18 protein-coding genes are annotated in these 22,382 nt (G+C 41.9%); 10 read left to right on the top strand and 8 right to left on the bottom strand.

Annotated elements, in window-relative coordinates; genetic code table 11:
- Nucleotides 1–7 precede the first annotated feature (7 nt).
- From QX565_RS06660 to QX565_RS06645, 4 genes are all read right to left on the bottom strand, one after another.
- Complete coding sequence (locus QX565_RS06660; protein ID WP_221649898.1) at nt 8–685, bottom strand: response regulator transcription factor; 678 nt, start codon at nt 683–685, stop codon at nt 8–10.
- A gap of 320 nt (nt 686–1,005) precedes the next feature.
- A complete protein-coding gene (locus QX565_RS06655) occupies nt 1,006–4,131 on the bottom strand; it encodes an efflux RND transporter permease subunit (RefSeq protein ID WP_289292032.1) in 3,126 nt (1,041 codons plus the stop codon).
- 15 nt (nt 4,132–4,146) lie between these two features.
- Entirely contained in the window at nt 4,147–5,205 is a 1,059-nt protein-coding gene (locus QX565_RS06650) for an efflux RND transporter periplasmic adaptor subunit (protein WP_289292059.1), read from the bottom strand.
- 43 nt (nt 5,206–5,248) lie between these two features.
- A complete protein-coding gene (locus tag QX565_RS06645) occupies nt 5,249–6,511 on the bottom strand; it encodes a TolC family protein (RefSeq protein ID WP_289292030.1) in 1,263 nt (420 codons plus the stop codon).
- A gap of 290 nt (nt 6,512–6,801) precedes the next feature.
- Between QX565_RS06645 and QX565_RS06640 the strand changes: the two genes are divergently transcribed.
- From QX565_RS06640 to QX565_RS06620, 5 genes are all read left to right on the top strand, one after another.
- The gene (locus QX565_RS06640) at nt 6,802–7,749 is read left to right on the top strand and encodes a glycosyltransferase family 2 protein (RefSeq protein WP_289292028.1); all 948 of its coding nucleotides are present in this window, start codon (nt 6,802–6,804) and stop codon (nt 7,747–7,749) included.
- A 35-nt stretch (nt 7,750–7,784) separates the two neighbouring features.
- The gene (locus tag QX565_RS06635) at nt 7,785–8,978 is read left to right on the top strand and encodes a glycosyltransferase family 87 protein (protein WP_221649903.1); all 1,194 of its coding nucleotides are present in this window, start codon (nt 7,785–7,787) and stop codon (nt 8,976–8,978) included.
- Nucleotides 8,978–9,652 carry an HAD family hydrolase gene (locus QX565_RS06630; protein ID WP_025867744.1) on the top strand — a complete coding sequence of 225 codons (675 nt, stop codon included), beginning with the start codon at nt 8,978–8,980 and terminating at the stop codon, nt 9,650–9,652. The genes QX565_RS06635 and QX565_RS06630 overlap by 1 nt, the downstream gene beginning before the upstream one ends.
- 23 nt (nt 9,653–9,675) lie before the next feature.
- Nucleotides 9,676–11,700 (top strand): class A beta-lactamase, subclass A2, encoded by a 2,025-nt coding sequence (bla, locus tag QX565_RS06625; protein ID WP_289292026.1) that lies wholly within the window; start codon nt 9,676–9,678, stop codon nt 11,698–11,700.
- A 66-nt stretch (nt 11,701–11,766) separates the two neighbouring features.
- Nucleotides 11,767–12,477, top strand: a complete 711-nt coding sequence (locus QX565_RS06620; protein WP_289292024.1) for a DUF3784 domain-containing protein — start codon at nt 11,767–11,769, stop codon at nt 12,475–12,477.
- Between the two features lie 448 nt (nt 12,478–12,925).
- Here QX565_RS06620 and QX565_RS06615 read toward each other — a convergent pair whose 3' ends face one another.
- On the bottom strand, nt 12,926–13,474 hold the full coding sequence (locus QX565_RS06615) for a 30S ribosomal protein S16 (RefSeq protein ID WP_289292022.1): 549 nt from the start codon (nt 13,472–13,474) through the stop codon (nt 12,926–12,928).
- A 141-nt stretch (nt 13,475–13,615) separates the two neighbouring features.
- Entirely contained in the window at nt 13,616–14,506 is an 891-nt protein-coding gene (locus QX565_RS06610; protein WP_221649907.1) for a helix-turn-helix domain-containing protein, read from the bottom strand.
- A 191-nt stretch (nt 14,507–14,697) separates the two neighbouring features.
- On the opposite strand from QX565_RS06610, the gene QX565_RS06605 reads away from it, so the two are divergent.
- The 5 genes from QX565_RS06605 (at nt 14,698) to QX565_RS06585 (ending at nt 20,742) form a co-directional block, all read left to right on the top strand.
- Complete coding sequence (locus tag QX565_RS06605; RefSeq protein WP_289292018.1) at nt 14,698–15,954, top strand: TolC family protein; 1,257 nt, start codon at nt 14,698–14,700, stop codon at nt 15,952–15,954.
- A 12-nt stretch (nt 15,955–15,966) separates the two neighbouring features.
- Nucleotides 15,967–16,866 carry an HlyD family secretion protein gene (locus QX565_RS06600; RefSeq protein WP_289292016.1) on the top strand — a complete coding sequence of 300 codons (900 nt, stop codon included), beginning with the start codon at nt 15,967–15,969 and terminating at the stop codon, nt 16,864–16,866.
- Nucleotides 16,867–16,929: 63 nt separating this feature from the next.
- Nucleotides 16,930–18,390 (top strand): ATP-binding cassette domain-containing protein, encoded by a 1,461-nt coding sequence (locus QX565_RS06595; protein ID WP_221649910.1) that lies wholly within the window; start codon nt 16,930–16,932, stop codon nt 18,388–18,390.
- A gap of 3 nt (nt 18,391–18,393) precedes the next feature.
- Nucleotides 18,394–19,497, top strand: a complete 1,104-nt coding sequence (locus QX565_RS06590) for an ABC transporter permease (protein WP_289292013.1) — start codon at nt 18,394–18,396, stop codon at nt 19,495–19,497.
- Nucleotides 19,498–19,587: 90 nt separating this feature from the next.
- Nucleotides 19,588–20,742 (top strand): ABC transporter permease, encoded by a 1,155-nt coding sequence (locus tag QX565_RS06585; RefSeq protein ID WP_289292011.1) that lies wholly within the window; start codon nt 19,588–19,590, stop codon nt 20,740–20,742.
- A gap of 102 nt (nt 20,743–20,844) precedes the next feature.
- On the opposite strand, the gene QX565_RS06580 is transcribed toward QX565_RS06585, so the two are convergent.
- Together QX565_RS06580 and QX565_RS06575 are read right to left on the bottom strand one after the other, a co-directional pair.
- A complete protein-coding gene (locus QX565_RS06580) occupies nt 20,845–21,273 on the bottom strand; it encodes an Hsp20/alpha crystallin family protein (RefSeq protein ID WP_025867749.1) in 429 nt (142 codons plus the stop codon).
- Nucleotides 21,274–21,503: 230 nt separating this feature from the next.
- On the bottom strand, nt 21,504–21,977 hold the full coding sequence (locus QX565_RS06575) for an alanyl-tRNA editing protein (protein ID WP_289292005.1): 474 nt from the start codon (nt 21,975–21,977) through the stop codon (nt 21,504–21,506).
- Between the last annotated feature and the right edge of the window lie 405 nt (nt 21,978–22,382).

Here is a 22,382-nt window from a genome sequence, read left to right as displayed (position 1 = left end):
TTTTTTGTTATTGTATTCCCATGATGTACCCCATTCCCACAACCGTATGAATGAGTTTCGTCTCGAAATCTTTATCTATCTTATTTCGCAGATAGTTTACGTAGACATCTACCACATTGGTGTTGGTATCGAAGTTCTTGTCCCACACATCTTTCAACAGCGTAAGGCGCGAGAGAACGGTGCCCTGGTGTGTCATAAAGTACTCTAAAAGGCGGTATTCCTTTACGGTGAGGTCAATGGTGAACTCTCCCCGCTGGGCACGACGGGTATTACAGTCCAATACAAGATCGTTGCAGGTGAGTTGTAATGCCGGGTTCTCTTTACCCCGGCGGAGCAATGCTTTGATACGGGCTTCCAACTCCTGAAAACTGAAAGGTTTTACCAGATAATCATCTGCTCCGGCATCGAGTCCCTTTACGATATCTTCGGTAGTACCTAATGCCGTGAGCATGACGACGGGGGTCTGATACCCTTCTCTCTGGCGATATTGCCTGCATAGATCCAATCCGTTTGTTCCGGGCATGATAATGTCCAGTATCAGCAAGTCGAATGCTTCATTCTGCAACAGTTCCCAGCCGGAAGTGCCGTCATGGGCTACGGTGACTGTGTGCCCGAATTCCCGTAATCCGCGTTCGATGAACGAGGCAATGTTTATCTCATCTTCTACCAATAATATCTTTGCCATGAACGAGTTGTTTTAGTATTTTGCAAATATACGAGATTCACAACAGAGGACACAGGGGGTACGGCGTTTTTTCTTTTGAACCTTGTGATGTGAGGTTCCGTATGGAACGTAGGGTTTGTCACTGAGGTACCTTCCGTTTGTCGGTGGGGTGGATTATTTTACATGTACATCTAATACAGTACGACATGTGCATGTCGTACTGCTCCACATGTACATGTCATGCTGCTTTACATGTACATGTAAAACATCCCTCCTCTACGACCTCCGGTAGGTTTGTCTACGGGGTACGTTCCTTTCCATACCTTTTGTGGTGAATCTGCTCATAACTTCCTCTGATTCAGGTTTCCCTCCTTGTCATACAGCATCTTTTCGTATACCACTTCCACAATCAGCGGGAAAATGAATAGGGCGAAGAAAGTTGCTCCTATCAGTCCGCCGATGATGACAATAGCCAACGGGCGTTGTGATTCCGACCCGATACCATGGCTCATAGCTGCCGGCATCAGGCCAATGGCTGCCATAGCTGCTGTCATCACTACCGGACGGATGCGGGAACGCATACTTGTCTGGATCGCTTCGGGCAGGGGGAGTCGTGCCTGTATGTTATGTTTGATATCCGAAATCATGATGACACCATTCTGAATGCAAATGCCGAACAAGGCGATAAACCCGATACCCGCCGAAATGGAGAAGTTAAAGTGCGTGATGAGCAATGCTATAATGCCACCAACGGCAGCGAAAGGTACATTCAGCAGCACCAGTCCGGCATCCCGGGCGTTGGAGAACAACACAAACAGGATGATAAAGATGATGGCAATGCTTACCGGAACTACCTGTGAGAGGCGTTTCGTAGCCCTTTGCTGGTTCTCAAAGTCTCCTGTCCATTTCAGTGTATAGCCTTCGGGCAGATGTATGGAGGCATTCACTTTCTTCTGTGCTTCGGCTACGGCAGTTCCCATATCCCGTCCGCGTACGGAGAATTTCACGGCACAGAAGCGGGTGTGGTTATCACGGAATATCAGCAGAGGGCCGGTAATGGTCTTTATCTCTGCCAGTTCTTTGATGGGTATCATGGTACCGTTCATGGTGGGTACCAGTATCTTGCCTATTTCTTCTTCATTTTGGCGGTATTCCGGTTTGTACCGCACCATGATGTTAAATTTGCGTTCGTCTTCGTAAAGCAATGAAGCCGACTTGCCGCCAATGGCCATTTCGATGATGGATTGTACATCTTCTTTGGCTACACCGTAGCGTGCCAGGCTCTGCTCATTCAATTCAATGCGCAGTTCCGGCTGTCCGATGTTACGGATGACACCCAAGTCTTCGATACCTTGCACGGTAGCGAGTATTTTGTCTATTTCTACTGCTATCTTCTCAGAGTTGTACAAGTCTTTGCCGAATACTTTTACGGCGATAGACCCTTTGACACCCGAAGCGGCTTCTTCCACATTGTCCGTGATAGGTTGGGAAAAGTTGAAGTCGATACCGGGATAGAGTGAGAGGTCATCCTGCATTTTATCTATCAGTTGCAGTTTGCTTCGTTTGCTTTCCCACTCCTTTTCCGGATAGATATCTACATGAAATTCAATATTGTAGAACCCCGTTGCATCCGTACCGTCGTTGGGGCGTCCGGTCTGCGAAAGCACTTGCCTTACCTCAGGATAAGCAGCGAGCTTGCGCCTCATCTGATTGGCGAGTTTCACCGATTCGTTCAGCGAGATACTTTGTGGCAGGGTAGCACGGATGTAGATAGAACCTTCGTTCAACTGTGGCAGGAATTCAGTACCTAACAGAGTAAACATCCACAATCCGACAACAGCCACGATACTTGCCAACCCGATGGATAGTTTGCGGTGCGCATAGCATTTATTGAACAGGGCGCTCGCTTTCTCGTTGATGAAGCGGACAAAGAAGTTGTTCTTTTCACGTACATTCTTCTTTAATAACATAGACGACATCACCGGAACCAGTGTAAGCGTGAATAATAATGCACCCAACAAGGCAAAACCGAGGGTATAGGCGAGAGGTGAGAACATCTTGCCTTCTACTTTCTGGAAAGAGAAGATAGGAATAAGGGCTGTGATAATAATCAGTTTGGAGAAAAAGACAGCCTTTGCCTTGTCTTTGGCTGTATGGCGGATCAGTCCCATTTTCGACATACGGTTGAAAGCCGGCATTCCTACTTCCCGTGCTTTCTTATCGAGCGCCACAAATACCCCTTCCACCATTACCACGGCACCGTCTATAATAATACCGAAGTCGATAGCTCCCATCGATAAGAGATTGGCCGACATCCCCATGGCACGCAGGCAGATAAAGGCAAAGAGCAGTGCCAGCGGGATGACTACCGCCACTACCACTGTAGTCCGCCAGTCTGCCATGAATATCAGTACAATGAAGGTCACAAGCAGGATTCCTTCAATCAGGTTATGTGTCACCGTTCGTACGGCGAGGTTTACAAGGTTTTCGCGGTCATAGAAAGGCACAATCTGTACATCCTTGGGCAATACATTCTTGTTGATATCTTCTATTTTGGTCTTTAGAGCATCAATCACTTCTCCTGGGTTTTCTCCCTTACGCATTACGACGATACCTTGTACTACATCGTCTTCATCCATTCTTCCTACTTGTCCCAGGCGGGGTAGGGAGGATTCGTGTACATCTGCCAGATGGCGTACTAACACAGGAGTGCCGTTGATATTCTTCACTACGATGTTCCGTAACTCTTCCAGGTCGTTGATGAGTCCGATGCCGCGTACTACGTATGCCTGTGAACTTTTGGTGATCACGTCGCCACCCACATTGATGTTACTGTTGGCAATGGCGTTGTAAAGCTCAAGCGCGGTGATACCGTAATTAATAAGCTGGTGAGGGTTGACGCTTACTTCAAACGTCTTTACCTCTCCGCCAAAACTAACGATATCCGCCACGCCCGATACCGAACGGAGGTTACGTTCAATCACCCAGTCCTGGATGGTTTTCAGTTCCCGTACGCTTCGCTTATCACTGCGCAAAGTATAGCGGAATATCTCTCCCGTAGGGCCGTAGAGGGGTTGTACTTCCGGTGTTATCCCATCCGGCAGGTCAGCATCATTCAATAAATTGTACACTTGCTGGCGCGCGGTGAAGTCGTCTACCTGATCTTCGAACATCACGTTGATAACCGACAGTCCAAAGAGGGTAGTGGAGCGTATATCTGTTTTCTTCTGCACCGGATTCATCGCTATCTCAATGGGGATAGTGATGAACTTTTCCACTTCTTCGGCACTGCGTCCCGGCCATTGGGTGATGATGGTCACTTTGGTATTCGTTACATCCGGGAAGGCATCAATCGGGGTATGTTTAAAAGATACAACGCCGGCAATGACGGCTATCGTGGTGCAGAAAAAGATAAAAAACTTGTTCTTCAGTGAGAAGGCTACAATGTTGTCAATAAACTTATGCATCGTTTGTTCCTCCTTTTAATCTGCATTCAATGCGTTGTAAACCAGCAATACATTTTTATTCAGGATTCGGTCTCCCTCTTGTACACCCGATGAAAGATAGCACTCTTTGCTCAGTTGGCGGTAGACTTCAACTTCCTTTATGGTGAGTTTGCCGTTGGCGTCTGCTGCTGCTACTACGTAGTTCTTTCCATTTTCAAACACAAGGGCGTGTGAGTCTATGCGCGGCAGTTTCTTACCGGATGCCTTACTTATCACGCATACATTGGTAAACATGCCCGGCTTCAGCAGATAATCTCCATTGGTGAGTTTTACCCGTACACTCATCGTTTTGCTTTCGTTGTTGAGCATGTTGTACACTTTGTCTATCTTTCCGCTGAACTCTTTGTCCGGGTAGGCGAGAGTAGTGATGCGTACCGGAGCACCTTCGTGCACCTTACTGATGTCGCTCTCATATACGTCTGCCATTACCCATACATTCTCCAACCCGGAGATGGTAAACATCTCATCGTTTTGGTCCGAACGTATCTGCATCTCTTTATTGATATTCTTTTCTACAATAAAACCGGATACGGGGGCTTTCACCAGATAAAGCGATTTTCCGGCAAGATGATAGATGGAGAAGATCTCCGTGATTCTCTTTTCTTCTGCTTCGGCATTGCTCAGTTCCTGACGGGCTTGCAGTACATCACGTTCTGATGCCATGCCGGAGGTAAACATATCCTGTACAGATTGCAAGTTACGGCGGGCAATGATAAGTTGTTGTTCCGCTTCTTTCTTTTGTTTCTCATAATCGGCTACTTCGCCACTCCGGATGATGGCAAGTACATCACCTTTGCTTACATGATCGCCGATTTCGGCAGAGACCTCAGTCACTGTACCTCCGAAAATAGGAAATACACGTGCCACTTGTTCCTGGTTGAAGGTAACCCTGCCGTTGAGAGTCAGCTCGTCGGTCACTTCATGTGCGTGTACAGTATCTACCGATACTACGTGTTGTAAACTGTCTGTAAGGAAGAGCTCCTGAGACATTTCTTTGGGAGTTTCTGTCTGTCCGCCACAAGCACTCAGTATCATGACGCAGAGGCAAACGGGTAGTAAGATACGGTTCATATTGATTCTAATAGTTAAATACAGTTTGTCCGACAATTGTGTTTAAGTTCTCCATAGCGAGGAATACATCTTTTTTGAGCTCATACAGTTGCAGGCAGGTTTCTTTGTAGCTTTGATAATAGTCGATGAATTCAAGCATGCTGATGTTCCGTTTCCGGAAGTTTTCATTTACTCCTTCGATAAGGCGTCCGAAGTTGTGCTCCAGTTCGTCATTGGACGACCGGTACAACTCTACTGCTTTTTGTAGCCGGCTATAAGCAGCATATAACTCCATGCGTGCCTTTTCTATGGCATATTCTTCTTCCTTTCCGTTTTGCATAATATCGATTTTAGCCGATTTAATGTTTCCCTGGTTACGGTTGAAGATAGGGACGGAGACGCTCACCCCTACGGCGAAGTAGTTGTTGATGAAGTTTCCGGCGCGGTCATACATACCTTTGATTGAAAACTCCGGTGCTGCCATAGAACGCTGTAACTTCAGGTTCGCTTTGGCAGCCGTAACACTGCTATGGGCCATTTTCAGATCAGGACGGACAGAAAGCATATTATCCATATCCGCAAAAGGAACGGCAGCTGTATCCACTTGTTTCAGAATATCATCATCCAGCAGTAGATCTATCTCCTGTCCGGCAGGGAGACTTAGTAACAAGTTTAGCTCACCACGTAAGTTTACGAGGTTGTTTTCCTGTTCATTCTTCTCTTTACGGAGCGATAGGAGTAAAGATTCCAACCGTGAACTCTCCAGCAGAGAGATGTTACCTTTATTTTGCTGTTCCCTGGAGGCTTTCATCAACAGGCTGAGAGATTCGATCTCTTTGTCGTATATTCCGATAGAGCGGGTGGAGAAACATATTTCAACAAAAGTCTTGTTCAGTTCGCTTCGCAGGGTACGCAATACTTCTTCAAATTGATGTTCGGCTATTTCCTTGTTTACCTTTTCCAGCCGTACCCGTTTATTACGTTGTCCGGCAAGGTTGATAACCTGTTCTATTTCGGCAGTGGCTTCTCCTTCTTTTCCTACATCAAAGTACTTGCCGTTCAGTCGGTTGTATACATTCTGTTCCAGTGAGATTACGGGATTGTCAAATAACCGTGCCTGAGTCACCTGTGCCTGTGTCTTGTCGATATTATATCGTTCGGCAATTAATGACAGGTTACGTTCCAGAAACATCTTTTCTGCATCTTTCAGTGATAACTGCAAAGGAGATTCCTGTGCATGCGGGAGTCCGTAGATAGAAGAGAAAAATAAAATAATAATCAGCCTTTTCATTCTTACTTTTAATTTGCGGACAAAAGTAAGGCTCTCTCTTCGAAAGGCACTCTAAAGGTGATTATAAAACACTTAGCTGAGATTAGAAAGTGATTAGAAATAGGTTTGTTACTCTGTATACAGAGTTTTTATTGACATGTTAAAGAGATTATTATAAAGTGAATTATTTGTTTGGTAGTTAATTTTTTTTATGATAAAAAGGTTGTGTAGTTTAGGAAATATTATCTATATTTCGGTCAAAATAAACACTATGATAATAGACTTCTGAACAATAAATGTAATAACTCATCATGGATATAAATATGCTAAGTGTACTGGTACCTGTCTATAACGAAGAAGAGTGTTTCTTATTACTCTATGAGAGACTGAGTTGCGTACTTTCAAAGCTACCCTGTAAATCTGAAATACTGTTTGTGAATGATGGCAGTAAAGATAACTCTCTGCTTTTGATGAAGGAGGTTCAAAAGAAAGACAAACGGGTGTCTTTGGTTGATTTATCACGTAATTTCGGAAAGGAGATTGCAATGGCTGCCGGTATTGACTATATAAGAGGTGATGCATTGGTCATCATTGATGCCGATTTACAGGATCCTCCCGAATTGATTCTTGAAATGTTTAAGGAAATAAAGCAGGGATATGACGATGTGTATGCAAAGCGCTCTAATAGGAAAGGAGAATCCTTTTTAAAGAAAGCCACTTCCAAGCTATACTATAGATTATTAAAAACGATGTCGGATATTCCTATCCAAGAAGATACAGGTGATTATAGGATGTTTAGTAAACGGGCTATTGATGCTCTGCGGCAATTGAAAGAAAATGAGCGGAATATGAAAGGGCTGTTTTCTTACATTGGCCTTAAAAAGAAACCTATATATTATGAGCGGGATGCAAGAGCGGCAGGTTGTACCAAATGGAATTATTGGAAATTGACTAATCTGGCAATTAAAGGTTTTACTTCGTTTTCCAAAACTCCTTTGCGTATTGTATCGTTAATTGGCGTCATAGTATCTTTCACGGCATTCGTCTATTTAATAACTGTTGTTGTACGGGCTGCTATTTGGGGAGATCCTGTATCAGGTTATCCATCATTAATGAGTGTTATTCTTTTTTTAGGAGGAATTCAGTTACTCGCGTTAGGGATTATAGGCGAATATTTAGGTATTGTCTTTTCTGAAACGAAGAAAAGGCCTGTCTATTATATAAATGAATACAGTACAAACATTGAAGAAACAAACTGATCTGATTTTCAACTTTTAAACACACACAGATAATCATGTACATATTTAAGAAGCAAATAGTTGGTAGCAATCTTTTTGCAAAGACTAATCTATGGTTTACAATTGGCTTTATTCTGACGGCTGCCCTTACGTTTTCGGAAGTAGCACGTGGCAGACAGTATAACTTTATGATATTTAGTGATGCCACCAGAGACTTCTGGAATGGTATTATTCCATACGGAGCAACATGGGCGGAAGAAAAAGGACACGATGTGTTTCTTTATGGGCCTTTGTTTAACATACTCTTTAGCCCGTTTGCTTATCTGCCTTCATGGCTTGCGCCTTTTGTGTGGAACTTAGTGAATTTTACGCTCTATTTTATTTCTATATTTACATTACCGGATAAATATACCAAGGAGACAAAATGCAAGATATTCCTGTATACATTGCCTATTTTAGCAACGACGTTACTGTCATTTCAGTACAATGTCAGTGTTGCTTATTTCTTTCTCTTTTCATTTTCTTTGCTGGAGCGTGGTAAGTATCTGCCGGCTATTTTAATTATATTGTTATCCGGATTTACTAAGATCTATGGCATTTTTCAGTTGGGAATGTTGTTGTTTTATCCTAAAGTGTGGAAAAACTTCGGGTATGTTGCATTAATTGCAGCCCTATATATTTTTGTACCATTGATAAAAATACCTGTTATGGAGTTGTCTGGATATTATGAACATTGGTTTAACGGGTTGGCACATCAGAAAACGCTTCGTGTTTTTCATACCTTCTTCTATCTGAAGCCATTCTTTTCGCAACCGCCTGCATGGACTACAATAGCTCAGATCTTTGCTATAGTTCTATTGGCTTTTTTGGTTTTAGTAAACCGGTCTAAATACAAGGATTTTGCATTTAGAGTACAGGCACTTGGTATATTAATGGGATGGGTTATTCTTTTCGGTACCTCATCGGAGTATCACACTTACGTAATAGCACTCCTGGGATATATGTTGTGGTATTATAGCCGTCAGCCTTCCCGGATAGATAAAATACTGTATTACAGTAATCTGATTGTGTTAGGATTGATGCCGATAGATTTATTCTGCCCAGGTGTAGTGTGGCGTTTCTTTTTCCTGACTACGACTCTTAATATCTGGATATTCACAATCACCTGGTTTCGGATGGTTTGGATAACGTTTTGCTCTTCATTTGTTTTTGCCACTCTTTTGCCTTATCTTCGTCCGTCAAAAAGATGATGAAACAGAATAATAATTTATCCGCTAAATACCGGTATCTCTTCTTCGATCTGGATGGTACCGTTACTGATCCTATGCAGGGCATTACCCGCTCTGTAGACTATGCACTCAATCACTTCGGTATTGTTGTGAACGACCTTCGGGAATTGTGTCCTTTTATCGGCCCTCCGCTGAAAGATTCTTTTATGGAGTTCTATCAGTTTACGGAAGCACAGGCAGAGGAGGCAGTGAAAAAATACCGGGAACGGTATTCGGAGACAGGGCTTTATGAGAATGAGGTGTATCCCGGCATTGCCGAACTTCTGGAAAAGGCCCGTCAACAAGGATATCAGTTGATGATGGCAACTTCCAAACCGGATGTTTTTGCCCGGCTTATTTTGGAACATTTTCATTTGGACGGTTGTTTTTCTTTTGTTGGTGGCAGTGGTCTGGATGGTTCACGACATACGAAAGCAGAGGTGATAGAATATGTGTTGCATGAGAACGGAATTACGGATCTGAACCGTGTGGTGATGATTGGTGACCGGAAGCATGATATCATAGGTGCAAAGGCAGTAGGCATTGATTCAATCGGTGTACTTTATGGATATGGTGACAGAGAGGAGCTGACGAAAGCCGGAGCAGATTATATTGTGGAGGACATTGCAGACTTGGGAGAGCTTTTATTGAAGTAACAGAAAATAAACAGGAGGGAGTAATGGATACAAAAAGAACTGTTCTTGTGCGGGGCTTGCTGATGGTGTGTCTGCTTTTAATATTGCCTTACGTAAGAGCACAACATCCTTTGACAAAAGAGCTTGACATCTTGTTGCAAGGAAAACAGGCAAAGGTAGGAGTGGCTGTTGTGTTTGAAGGGCGGGAGACATTCACTTACAACAATCAGCATCATTACCCTTTGATGAGTGTTTTTAAGTTTCATCAGGCATTGGCGGTGATGAAATCTCTCGATACACGGCAGTTGCCTTTGGAAACAGAAATATATGTTCGCAAAGCAGATCTGCTGCCCGATACTTATAGTCCTTTGAGAGATGCCCGCCCCGAGGGAGAGTTTAATATCTCTGTGGGAGAATTATTGCGGTACAGCATATCGGAGAGTGATAATAACGCCTGTGACATTTTGCTTCGTTATATAGGTGGTACGGGAGTGGTCGATGAATATGTTCGCACGTTGGGTATAGAAGATTTTAAGATTGAGGCAAATGAAGAGAAGCTGAATGAAGCTTTTGAATATCAGTATCTCAACTGGACTACACCACTTGCAGCCGTTCAGGTGATGGAGAAGTTTCGTACAGAAACATTGTTTCGGCATTCCGGCTATAAAGAGTTTTTAGAGAAGTTAATGATAGGAACTGTTACAGGAAACGATAAGTTAAAAGCCGGATTACCCCAGGAGGTTGTATTTGGGCATAAGACGGGCTCTTCCGGCAGAAACGAATCGGGGTTGAAAGCGGGAGATAATGACATGGGATTTGTCCGCTTGCCGGATGGGAGGCAATATAGTATAGCAGTGTTTGTGACAGATTCCAGAGAAGATGACAAAACGAATGCAGCTCTTATTTCCGAGATATCCCGAAAAGTATATGAATATTACAATGCACCCAAAGAGCGAAAAATTCCTTATACCAGCGAAAAGAATTTTGCCGATACCATCCCTTTTGAGTTTTCTCAGAATCGTATTTTAATTTCCGCTTCAGTAAATGGCACTGAGCGGAAATTTCTTTTTGATACCGGTGCTTCCTCTTTACTTCTGAATAAAGAGTTGTTAAGTGGCGAAGATACTTATAGAGGAGATAGTGCACGTGATGCCAACGGCGTACGTATTGCTGTAAACATGGCAGATGTAAGGGAGTTGCGTTTAGGAAACCTGCATTTCAATCATTATCCGGCTACCCTTTGGGATATGAATGAGAATAGTCTTTTCAACTGTGAAGGAGTAGACGGGCTGATAGGAAGTGAGATTTTGCAGAATTTATCGGTTAAGATAGATACCGGAAACCAACGCCTGATCCTGACAGACAGGAAAAATCATTTTAAGGCAGAGAAAGGAAAACGGAGACGGATGAAGGTGATAGCAAACTGTCCCCTTCTGGATATAAAGCTATTCCGTAGATTGCAGGAGACCGGAGTACTTTTTGATACGGGAGCTCCGGAACTTTATGACCTTTGCGATGAGGTATTTATTCTGTTGAAGAATCGTATGCCTAAAAAGATAGAACGGTGTGTGACGGACTGTGCTTATGGAGCTTCTTCTATTGGCATAACAGGTGCTGGCCGGGATACTTTGCGTTATCGTTTGAGGTTTGACTGGATGAAGATCGGTCCGGTCACTTTCAGGAATGTGATGACAGAAACACATACAGGGGTTACTTCGCGTGTCGGAACCGGTTTGCTTAACTATGGGCAGATGATTCTTGATTTTCCCCGAAAGCAATATCTTTTCATACCGTATGACGGTATTTCGTCAGTAATGCTGCCTGATACCGGTGTTTCCGGTATTTCATTTATCCCCGAAGAAGGTCGGATCAAAATCGGGTTGGTGTGGGAAAACTCAAAGGCCTACCGGATAGGAGTACGAAGAGGATTCGTTGTGAAAGAGGTCAACGGATATAATGTAGAAGATGACTTTTGTGCCTTGTTGAAACTACGTAGTTCGCGTGCAAAGTCACTCAAGGTAGTCGATTTGCAAGGAAAAGAGCAAATTTACCTGTTTTCTGAAGAATAATTCTTATCTTTCGGAGACAAAATAAGGGATTTTCGTTGATGTGGAAATGAGTTAATAAACTTGATTATGGAAACTACAGTGTTGATTACAGCTTTCATCCTTATTGGGCTCGGGGTACTCGTAAAGCGCTTCCCGATTCTTATTGCAGGATATAATACAATGTCTAAAGAAGAGAAAGAAAATGTAGATGTCAAAGGGTTGTCTACTTTTATGTGTTATAGTCTGGTGGGAATGGGAACCGTACCTTTACTTACTTATTATGCCTGCCTTGGGGTAGGGCATGCAGACTGGGCCAGTTATTGCATTCTTCTGCCTATACTCTATATTCCGTATCTGATAATCAAGGCAAATAAATTTGATCATAATCCTCCCAGGAAAAGTACGAAGTATGTGGTTGCTATTAGTGTGCTTACTATTGCGGTGATTGCTGCATTTATAGCATATGGTATGAATCCGGCAACTATAAAGATAAAGGAGGATAAGCTGATTTTTACGGGAATGTATGGCACGTCCAGAACATTGGAAGAGATAACCGGAATTTGTTTGATAGACTCTCTTCCTGATATCGGGCTTCGTCTTAATGGTCTTTCTATTGGTGGTATAAGTAAAGGGTGGTTCAAGCTGAAAGACGGAGGTAACTGTCTGTTATTACTCTCTTCACACAGCAAACCCTATATTATGTTTACGGAGAATACAGGTAAGGAGATATTCTTTAATTCGAAGAACAGCGAAATCACAGAAGCTTTGTATAAGGAGTTGAAGAAGTGGATCCATTAAAAGTAGATGATAAGGTTTGTAAACAACAGGGGCATGAATTAACAATGTTAATGCCTTTTCGGAATCCTATTTCTCATACCGATAGAAGTACGTACTTTTAAGATGTAAGAATACGTATTTTACCACAGAAAAAGTACGTATTTAATTGCCCATTAAGTACGTACTTCTTGTGTTTTAAAGTACGTACTTTTGCTTCCAATAAATAGTGTTTTAAAACGCTGAAAATGAATGATGTGTTTCTTTCTCTTTAATATTTTTCCTGTTGCCCTCTTTTTTATCTTCGTTTTAGCAAACCCACTTACTTATTATTTTGGCAACTATCTTTTATAAACATCTCTCCCTGTCATCGCCTGCCGAACCTCCCCGTGCGGGAAGCACAAAAAATCCTCCCCGGCAAGCCGGAGAGGACCTTATAGTTTTAATCCCATTTTGGTGAATTTGCTTACTATTATTCAGCAGCTTCAGTAGCAGGAGCCTCTTCTGCCGGAGCAGCAGCTTCTTCTGCAGGTGCTTCAGCAGCAGCCTTTTCAGCAGCTTCAGCAGCTTTCTTTTCTGCCAATGCTTTCGCTTTTGCTTCGTTTATTTTCTTTTCAGCTTCTAAACGTGCTTTTGCTTCTGCTTTTTTAGCTTCATCTTCTTTAGCTTTCAGAGTAGCAAGTCCTGTCTGCTTGTTGTTTTTCCAAGCTTCGAATTTTGCTTCAGCTTCAGCTTCGCCAAATGCGCCTTTAGCTACACCGCCAAGGAGATGTTTTTTCATGTAAACACCTTCACGAGAAAGGATGTTACGTACAGTATCGGTAGGTTGTGCACCTTTCAATACCCATGCCAATGCAGCGTCGAAATTCAAATCTACTGTAGCAGGATTGGTGTTCGGGTTGTAAGTACCAATCTTCTCTGTAAATTTACCATCACGTGGTGCTCTGCTGTCTGCAATTACAATTGAATAAAACGCGTAACTTTTACGTCCGTGTCTTTGCAATCTGATTTTGGTTGCCATTTTAAATAAATGTTTTTAATTAATGATTTGAATTAATGCTACTAACTCGTAATAGCGGGCGCAAAGATACGGCTTTTGTTTGAACTGGCAAAGTATCTTACTGATTATTTGCAATATGCGGATTCCGATGTAGGGCTGTTTCTATTTTTTCTGATATTCCTGTGGTGTCATTCCCGTTCTTCTTTTGAAGAATTTGCAAAAAAAAGAAGGATTGGGAAAATTTAATTCATCGGCAATTTGATAAACCATTAAGTTACTATGTTTCAGTAAGACCTGAGCTTCGAGCGTGACGGCCTGGTTAATCCATTCCATTACCGTCTGTTGGCTTACTTGCCGTATAACGGTATTCAGATAGCGGGGGGTAAGGCAGAGTTTATCTGCATAGAAACCTACGGTACGCTCTTTTTTATTGTATTCATTGACCAGGGCAATAAACCGACGGAATAATTCTTCCTGGTGTGATGGTAATTGGCTAATGCTGCTTTGGTTCTTTTTCTGTATATACCTTATATTATATAGAAGAGCCGTAAGCAGATGTTGTATTACTTCCTTCCGGAAGGTGGATTCTTGTACTGTTTCCCAGATCAGTGAGAAGTACATTCCCGTTTCGTTCCATTCTTTATCTGTCAGTTTTATCACGATACCTTGTTTCATATATGAATCGGTCAGATCTTCTCTGTGTGGAACAGACAAAAAGTTGTTGCTTGCTACAATCACTTGAAAATCATAGTCGGGAGAAAAGCTTATCACCTGAATGATAGAGTCCGGTGGGGTGACAATTATCATTTCCGGAAAAGCATCGTATTCTATCAGATTGACGGATATACGGGCCCTTCCTCGTAAGGCACGGATGATCCGTCCCTCTTTGGTGCGGTAGGGTTGTCCTATTTTAAAGAGATAACTATCTAATCCGGCAAAACTAATGACGATACCAAAATCGGGATTTATATACCTATACTCATTATTACGTGCAATTTGGGTATGTTTTAGTAAGTCGAGTGCCAGTTCGAGAGGCTTATTCTTTTCTTCCATAACAGACAGGAGTTGTTGTATTTTTCACAAAGATACAATATGAAGATAAGACTACATTGTAATCTACAGGTGAATTTTATTCAAATCTGTTCATTATCGAACTAATGGGACATCATTGCAAACTATTGGAACCTGGTTGCATGTTCTATTTGCCTATCTTTGCAAAAAAGAAATTAATAGAGAAGAAGAATATGAAACGAATGATTCTTTCATTATCATTTCTGCTGGCTGTATCGTGTATGTACGGACAGATAACTTTGGAAGAGTGTCGGCAGAAAACGCAGGACAACTATCCGTTAGTGAGGCAGTATGGTCTTATAGAAAAAACTAAAGAGTACAATCTGAATAATGCTTTGAAAGGATATCTGCCGCAGTTTGCCCTTTCGGCAAAGGCCAGTTATCAGAGTGATGTGACCGAACTTCCTGTGAAAATTCCCGGAATAGATATTAAAGGTCAGCCCAAGGATCAATATCAGGTAATGTTAGAGCTGAAACAGAACATTTGGGATGGTGGAGAGATACATACTAAAAAAGAGATGGTCCTTGCGTCTTCTGATGTGGACCGGGAGAAGTTGAATGTAGATATGTATGCTCTGAATGAGAGAGTAGATCAATTGTATTTCAGCATTCTCCTGTTGGACGAACAGCTTATACAAAACCGGCTTTTGCAAGACGAACTGGAGCGTAGTTTCCGGCAGATCAGTGCTTATATGGAGAATGGAATAGCCAGTCAGTCTGATCTTGATGCTGTGAAAGTGGAACAGTTGAATACCCGTCAGAAGCGGGTGGAGCTTTCTGCTTCGAGACAGGCTTATGTACAGATGCTGGCATTACTGACAGGGGAGGATCTGACGGAAAACACCAAGTTGAAGAAGCCTTTGGAAAGTGAGATATCTCCTTGGGGAGATATACGCCGTCCGGAACTGACGTGGTTTGATGCACAAAATCAACATTTGCAAATACAGGAAGAAGCATTGAAAACAGGTTATATGCCTCGTTTCGGGTTTTTTGTGCAGGGAGCTTATGGCAACCCCGGATTGAATATGCTGAAAGATGAGTTTTCTCCTTTTTATGTAGCAGGAGTACGGTTGTCGTGGAACTTCGGGAGTCTATATACGCTGCGAAATGATAAAAAACTGATATCGACCAATAAGCAGCAATTGCAAAACAACCGGGATGTCTTTCTTTTTAATACCCGCCTGCAGGCTACTCAACAAAACAGTGGCATTGTTTCTATGCGGAAACAGATGCAGGATGATGAAGAGATTATTCGTCTGCGCACTAATATCCGCCTGGCAGCTGAAGCAAAAGTGGCAAACGGTACACTGACTGTTACGGATCTGTTACGTGAGATTACTTCAGAGAGTATGGCACGGCAAACCAAAGCTCTGCACGAAATTCAATTGCTGATGAATATCTGGAAACTAAAATATACCATTAATTTATAAAATAACCCTGTTATGAAACGAATGAAATTTATAGGATTTTCTTCCCTACTGTTCATAGCTGCTGCTTGTGGAAGCGGTAGCCCCGATTATGATGCTACCGGAACATTTGAAACAACCGAAGTACTTGTTTCTTCCGAAGCGGCCGGTAAATTATTGAGCCTGGAAGTAGAAGAAGGCACACCAGTGAAAGCCGGTCAGCAGGTGGGACTTGTAGATACTGTTCAGCTTTATCTGAAGAAGATACAATTGGAAGCTAATGTGAAGTCAGTAGAAGATCAGCGACCTGATATCCTGAAACAGGTGGCTGCTTTGAAAGAACAGATTGTCACTGCCGAACGTGAGAAACACCGTGTTGAAAATCTGTTGAAGGCGGGAGCTGCGAATCAAAAACAACTGGATGATGCGGATGCACATCTCTCTGTACTTCAACGGCAATTGATTGCCCAGGGTTCAACCTTGCTCAATAGCCGGCAAAGCCTTACGTGGCAAAGTTCTTCGGTGGGTATTCAGGTGGCACAGATAGAAGATCAATTAATGAAATGTCATATTACATCTCCTCTTAATGGAACGGTTCTTGCCAAATATGCCGAAGCCGGTGAACTGGCTACTATGGGGAAACCCTTGTTTAAAGTGGCGGATATGGAACAGATGTATATTCGTGCCTATATAAGCTCTGAACAGCTTTCACAGGTGAAACTCGGACAAAAGGTGGCTGTGTTTTCAGACTACGGTAATGATATCCGGAAAGAGTATCCCGGAGTTGTTACCTGGATATCTGACCGTTCGGAGTTTACCCCAAAGACTATCCTTACCAAAGATGAACGTGCTAATCTGGTATATGCAGTGAAAATAGCTGTGAAGAATGACGGGTACCTGAAGATAGGGATGTATGGAGGAGTATGTTTTAATTGAAAATGGAAAGTTGAAAGTTGAAAATGAGAGTTGAAAGTTGAGGGAAATAGAAAAAGTTAGGAGATGGAGATGGAAGTAGTGGTAGATAATATAAGCAAACGTTATGGGAAGGTGGAGGCGCTTCGTGGAGTTTCTTTTGCTGTGAAACCCGGTGAACTTTTTGGACTTATTGGTCCGGACGGGGCAGGGAAGAGTACACTTTTTCGTATACTTACTACTTTATTGCTTGCCGATGAAGGTACGGCTACTGTAGGTGGGGCGGACGTGGTGAAAGATTATAAAGAGATTCGCCGGAAAGTAGGCTATATGCCCGGCAGGTTTTCACTTTACCAGGACCTGACGGTGGAAGAGAATCTGAACTTTTTTGCTACCGTTTTTCACACTACAATAGAAGAAAATTATGATTTGGTGAAAGATATCTATCAGCAGATAGAACCTTTTAAGAAACGTCGTGCAGGAGCATTGTCGGGGGGAATGAAACAGAAGCTTGCATTGAGCTGTGCTTTGATACATAAACCGGATATTCTTTTTCTGGATGAACCTACTACCGGAGTCGATCCCGTTTCCCGTAAAGAATTCTGGGAAATGCTGCGTCGTCTCAAAGAGCAGGGGATTACTATTATAGCCTCTACGCCTATCATGGATGAAGCCCGTCAGTGTGACCGGATCGCATTTATCAACGAAGGACAAATACATGGCATTGATACTCCGGAACACATCCTCCGGCAATTTGCCCATATCCTGTGTCCACCGGGATTGGAACGGGAGGAGTTACGTCATAAAGGCGAAACTGTTATCGAAGTTGATAATCTCTGTAAGCGTTTTGGTACGTTTACTGCTGTAGATCATATCTCGTTTCAGGTAAACCGTGGTGAAATTTTTGGTTTCCTGGGTGCTAATGGTGCCGGAAAGACGACTGCTATGCGTATGCTTTGCGGACTAAGTAAACCGACTTCCGGTAGTGGTAGGGTAGCCGGATTTGATCTTTTCACTCAGTCTGAAGAAATTAAGAAAAATATAGGCTATATGAGTCAGAAGTTTTCTTTGTACGAGGATCTTAAAGTCTGGGAAAACATTCGTCTTTTTGCCGGTATATATGGTATGAAAGAGAGGGAGATAGCTAATAAAACGGATGAGTTATTGGAGCGCCTTGGTTTTACTGCCGAACGTGAGACACTTGTGAAAAGCCTCCCCCTGGGATGGAAACAGAAGCTGGCCTTTTCAGTCTCTATTTTCCATGAACCGAGGATTGTTTTTCTGGATGAACCGACCGGGGGAGTAGATCCTGCTACCCGCCGTCAATTCTGGGAACTTATCTATCAGGCTGCCGATCGTGGTATAACTGTCTTTGTGACCACTCATTATATGGATGAGGCTGAGTATTGTGACCGTGTTTCTATTATGGTGGATGGACGTATTGAAGCTCTTGATACTCCCCGTGGGCTCAAAGAGAAGTTCCATACTCAAACAATGGATGACGTATTTCAACAATTGGCTCGTAAGGCCGTTCGTAAAGCAGATTAAATTATGAAACAGTTTTTTGCCTTTGTAAGAAAAGAATTTTATCATATTTTCCGTGACCGGAGAACGATGCTAATCCTTTTGGGTATGCCTGTCGTTCAGATTATCCTCTTTGGTTTTGCTATCTCTACAGAGGTGAAAAATGTGCGGGTGGTGGTGCTTGATCCCAGTAATGATGTGATGACTCGTCGTATTGTAGACCGTATCGGTACCAGCGAATACTTTAGGATGGAGCGCATGATACACTCTCCGGAAGAGTTGGAAACGATTTTTCGTGAAGGAGATGCCGATCTGGCCATTGTATTCAGTACCCGTTTTGCTGATGGCATTTATACCGGTGATTCACAAATACAGCTTGTGGCCGATGCCACTGATCCCAATATGGCAACTACCCGAACGAACTATGCTGCCGGTATCATTGTTTCCGTACAGCAGGAAATGCTGCCTCCGGGTATGTCGGTTGCCACTATTGTGCCGGATGTGAAATTGCTCTATAATCCGCAGATGAAGAGTACTTATAACTTTGTGCCTGGTGTAATGGGGCTTATACTTATGCTGATTTGTGCGATGATGACTTCCATTTCGATTGTTCGCGAGAAGGAAACCGGTACGATGGAGATTTTGTTGGTCTCTCCGGTAAAACCACTTTTTGTTATCTTGTCAAAGGCGGTACCTTATTTTGTGCTGTCGTTCATCAACCTGGTCACTATTCTGTTATTGTCAGTCTATGTACTGCATGTACCGGTAGCAGGCAGCCTGTTTTGGCTGATAACGGTGTCTTTGTTATTTATATTCGTGTCGTTGGCATTAGGGCTACTTATCTCTTCTGTAACACGAACACAGGTGGCGGCTATGCTTGCTTCGGGGTTGATACTGATGATGCCGACAATGATTCTTTCCGGTATGATTTTTCCTATAGAGAGCATGCCGTTGGTATTGCAGATTATTTCTGATATATTACCTGCCCGTTGGTATATTCAGGCTGTTCGTAAACTGATGATTGAAGGAGTGGATATTACATTGGTGTTGAAAGAAGTGGGTATCCTGGCATTGATGGCAGCAGTACTGATAACGGTTAGTTTTAAAAAGTTCAAGAACAGATTGGAATGATATATCAACAAGTGAGAATTAACTAATATAATTAACCTACTAAAACGCGCCAGCCAATTGATACATTGGCATATTGGCACATTATTGAATATGATAAAGTTTCTCATTGAAAAAGAATTCAAGCAGTTGTTTCGTAACTCCTTTCTTCCGCGTCTCATACTTGTTTTTCCTTGTATGATTATGATTCTTATGCCTTGGGCTATGAATCTGGAGATACGGAATGTTTCTCTCAATATTGTAGACAATGATCATTCGGTTACTTCTCGCCGGTTGGTTGATAAGATTTCCGCTTCTACTTATTTTCGTCTGACAGCACTTCCTGACTCGTATGATGAGGCGCTGAAGAATGTAGAAGCTGGTGATGCCGATATTATTCTTGAAATTCCACGTGATTTTGAAAAGGATTGCACAGTGGGGCGTAGTCCTCACGTTCTCATTGCTGCTAATGCGGTGAATGGTACCAAAGGTGGTCTTGGTGGTTCTTATCTCTCTAATATCATTCAAAATTATGCTTCTGAGGTAGTGGTGTTTCCCGCATGGGGAGATACGTCGGGGGATGTAAGTGTCATGACGAATTCCCAACTTTCAACTTTCAACTCTCAACTTTCAACTAACTATACAACTCTCAACTTATTCAATCCTAACCTTAATTATAAATTGTTCATGATTCCGGCCCTTATGGTGATGTTGCTTACCCTTATTTGTGGCTTTTTGCCTGCTCTCAACATCGTTAGTGAGAAGGAAGTTGGTACTATTGAGCAAATAAATGTTACGCCGGTGAGTAAATTTACTTTTATTCTGGCTAAGCTCTTTCCATATTGGCTCATTGGTTTTGTGGTACTTACCATTTGTTTCATCCTTGCCTGGTTACTTTATGGCATTTTGCCTGTCGGGCATTTTCTTGTTATTTACTTCTTTGCTATTCTTTTCGTCCTTTCCATGTCCGGGTTGGGACTGGTTATTTCCAACCATTCTGCTACCATGCAACAAGCTATGTTCGTTATGTGGTTTTGTATGCTTATCCTTATTCTTATGAGTGGGTTGTTTACTCCTATTAGCAGTATGCCGGAGTGGGCGCAAGCGATTACTATTCTCAATCCACTGAAGTATTTGATGCAGGTAATGCGTATGGTTTATCTGAAGGGGAGTGGTTTTACAGATATGTTACCACAATTGGGAGCATTATTGGTATTTGTTTTGTTCTTTAATGTGTGGGCTGTACGAAGTTATCGAAAGAGGATGTAGGTTTTACTTGTTTTCATAGAGACATTTGATTATAAAAAAACAGTTCCCCTTTTTAGTGGGAAACTGTTTTTTATTTAATCTGTTGTAACGTTTGTCTAATGATTATTTTATTTCGATGGTTCTTTCAGGCTTTTTAATCTCTTCTTCGCTAAGCTTTGGAAGTTCAATGGCAAGGACACCATTTTCAACCTGAGCTGAAATCTTTTCTTTGTCTACATTATCAGGCAAAATCATTGTTTGCTGGAACTTAGAGTATGAGAACTCACGACGCAGATAGCGACCGTCTTTCTTTTCTTCCTTGTTCTCTGTTTTTTTCTCCATAGAAATAACAAGATTATTATCTTCATCGATACGGATGTTGAAATCTTCTTTCGTCATCCCCGGAGCAGCCACTTCTACTTTGTATTCTTTTTCTGATTCGATTACATTAATAGCGGGTGCAGTAGCATTTGCTTTTACCATCCATTCATTATCAAAGAAATCGTTAAAAATACTTGGTAACCAGTTCTGAGTTCTTCTAACAGGCATCATAATTTTTAGTCTCCTATCTTTTAGTTAAACATTCGGTTAATTAATGAACTTCCGTTCCGTTTCCGGAACCGTTGTTCATTAATAATTAAGCAAAACATATGCCAAGGCATTTTTGTTCTTGTATTTGACTATTTGTCAGAATTGAAGCGCCAAAGTTTCGCTATTTATGCCATAATGTTACTTATTTTTTGTTTATTTTATATAAGATAGATAGATTTTTGTTTTTTCTCCTATTGTTTTATTAGCTTAAACCGTATCCTCAATACTTTTTTTTCTTCATCATAATCGTGACTGATGATTTTGAATGTATCTATTTCAGAGGTATTTTCTACATGTAGTCCGATACAGGCACAAGCATCATAATCTCCTATACGGACAATGCGTAGAGTTTCACTTGCATCTTCCGGCAGTTTACTAAGATCTACGATATCTTTAGCTTTTTCTTTGGGCATGAATTCAATCGTTACAGGGAGATGTTGATTGATAACTTCATTTACTTTATCTTCTACAGCCTGTATTTGTCCGTCAGTAGGGCAGGAAGAAAGTTCGTAGTCACATTTACTTTTTTTCTTTTCTATGTGAGCCGTTCGCGAACGTGGACAGCCAAAAGTTTTCACCATGGTTGCGTTCAGAATGTGTTCTACTGAATGCATAGGAGGATACTCCTGTTTATTGTGATCGTTGAGCTGAGGTTGTTGTTCCATAATTATTTTAATAGCTTTTTATTCTTGATATCTTCAACTTACCAATTCTATATATTGATTTATAGTTTTATTTGAATGAAACAATCTATGTATTTTATCAATAAAATTATGTTAGAATATATTTTGTCTTATTATAACTCTTGATAAAGCTTTGAATTTATATGATAATACTTGGATGTTTGGAGGAAATGTCTGTATTGCAAATGTATTACTATTTTTAGAGAAAGCAAACGTATAGGCATAAAAAAAGGAGCAACGCCTTGCTCCAACCTTTGTTAACCTTAAATCTAATACTATGAAAAACACAATGCAAATATACGGACTTTCCGGAATATAGCAAATTTGTCAAGAGTAAAACTATGTTTTATAACATTGATTAATAGTTGCAGGATTGGATTGAAGTTT

Origin of the sequence: Bacteroides sp. 41_26, from assembly GCF_949740115.1 — a bacterium.
Classification (GTDB): domain Bacteria; phylum Bacteroidota; class Bacteroidia; order Bacteroidales; family Bacteroidaceae; genus Bacteroides; species Bacteroides nordii.
Note: the sequence above shows the minus strand (reverse complement) of the source record. Positions and strands in the feature narration are given on the sequence as shown.

Coding starts and splice junctions, on each gene's coding strand:
- QX565_RS06660 (WP_221649898.1), bottom strand. CDS start 685: ATGGCAAAGATATTATTGGTAGAAGATGAGATAAACATTGCCTCGTTC.
- bla (WP_289292026.1), top strand. CDS start 9,676: ATGGATACAAAAAGAACTGTTCTTGTGCGGGGCTTGCTGATGGTGTGT.
- QX565_RS06630 (WP_025867744.1), top strand. CDS start 8,978: ATGAAACAGAATAATAATTTATCCGCTAAATACCGGTATCTCTTCTTC.
- QX565_RS06650 (WP_289292059.1), bottom strand. CDS start 5,205: ATGATACTGAGTGCTTGTGGCGGACAGACAGAAACTCCCAAAGAAATG.
- QX565_RS06620 (WP_289292024.1), top strand. CDS start 11,767: ATGGAAACTACAGTGTTGATTACAGCTTTCATCCTTATTGGGCTCGGG.
- QX565_RS06595 (WP_221649910.1), top strand. CDS start 16,930: ATGGAGATGGAAGTAGTGGTAGATAATATAAGCAAACGTTATGGGAAG.
- QX565_RS06640 (WP_289292028.1), top strand. CDS start 6,802: ATGGATATAAATATGCTAAGTGTACTGGTACCTGTCTATAACGAAGAA.
- QX565_RS06635 (WP_221649903.1), top strand. CDS start 7,785: ATGTACATATTTAAGAAGCAAATAGTTGGTAGCAATCTTTTTGCAAAG.
- QX565_RS06655 (WP_289292032.1), bottom strand. CDS start 4,131: ATGCATAAGTTTATTGACAACATTGTAGCCTTCTCACTGAAGAACAAG.
- QX565_RS06580 (WP_025867749.1), bottom strand. CDS start 21,273: ATGATGCCTGTTAGAAGAACTCAGAACTGGTTACCAAGTATTTTTAAC.
- QX565_RS06575 (WP_289292005.1), bottom strand. CDS start 21,977: ATGGAACAACAACCTCAGCTCAACGATCACAATAAACAGGAGTATCCT.
- QX565_RS06610 (WP_221649907.1), bottom strand. CDS start 14,506: ATGGAAGAAAAGAATAAGCCTCTCGAACTGGCACTCGACTTACTAAAA.
- QX565_RS06645 (WP_289292030.1), bottom strand. CDS start 6,511: ATGAAAAGGCTGATTATTATTTTATTTTTCTCTTCTATCTACGGACTC.
- QX565_RS06585 (WP_289292011.1), top strand. CDS start 19,588: ATGATAAAGTTTCTCATTGAAAAAGAATTCAAGCAGTTGTTTCGTAAC.
- QX565_RS06615 (WP_289292022.1), bottom strand. CDS start 13,474: ATGGCAACCAAAATCAGATTGCAAAGACACGGACGTAAAAGTTACGCG.
- QX565_RS06590 (WP_289292013.1), top strand. CDS start 18,394: ATGAAACAGTTTTTTGCCTTTGTAAGAAAAGAATTTTATCATATTTTC.
- QX565_RS06605 (WP_289292018.1), top strand. CDS start 14,698: ATGAAACGAATGATTCTTTCATTATCATTTCTGCTGGCTGTATCGTGT.
- QX565_RS06600 (WP_289292016.1), top strand. CDS start 15,967: ATGAAACGAATGAAATTTATAGGATTTTCTTCCCTACTGTTCATAGCT.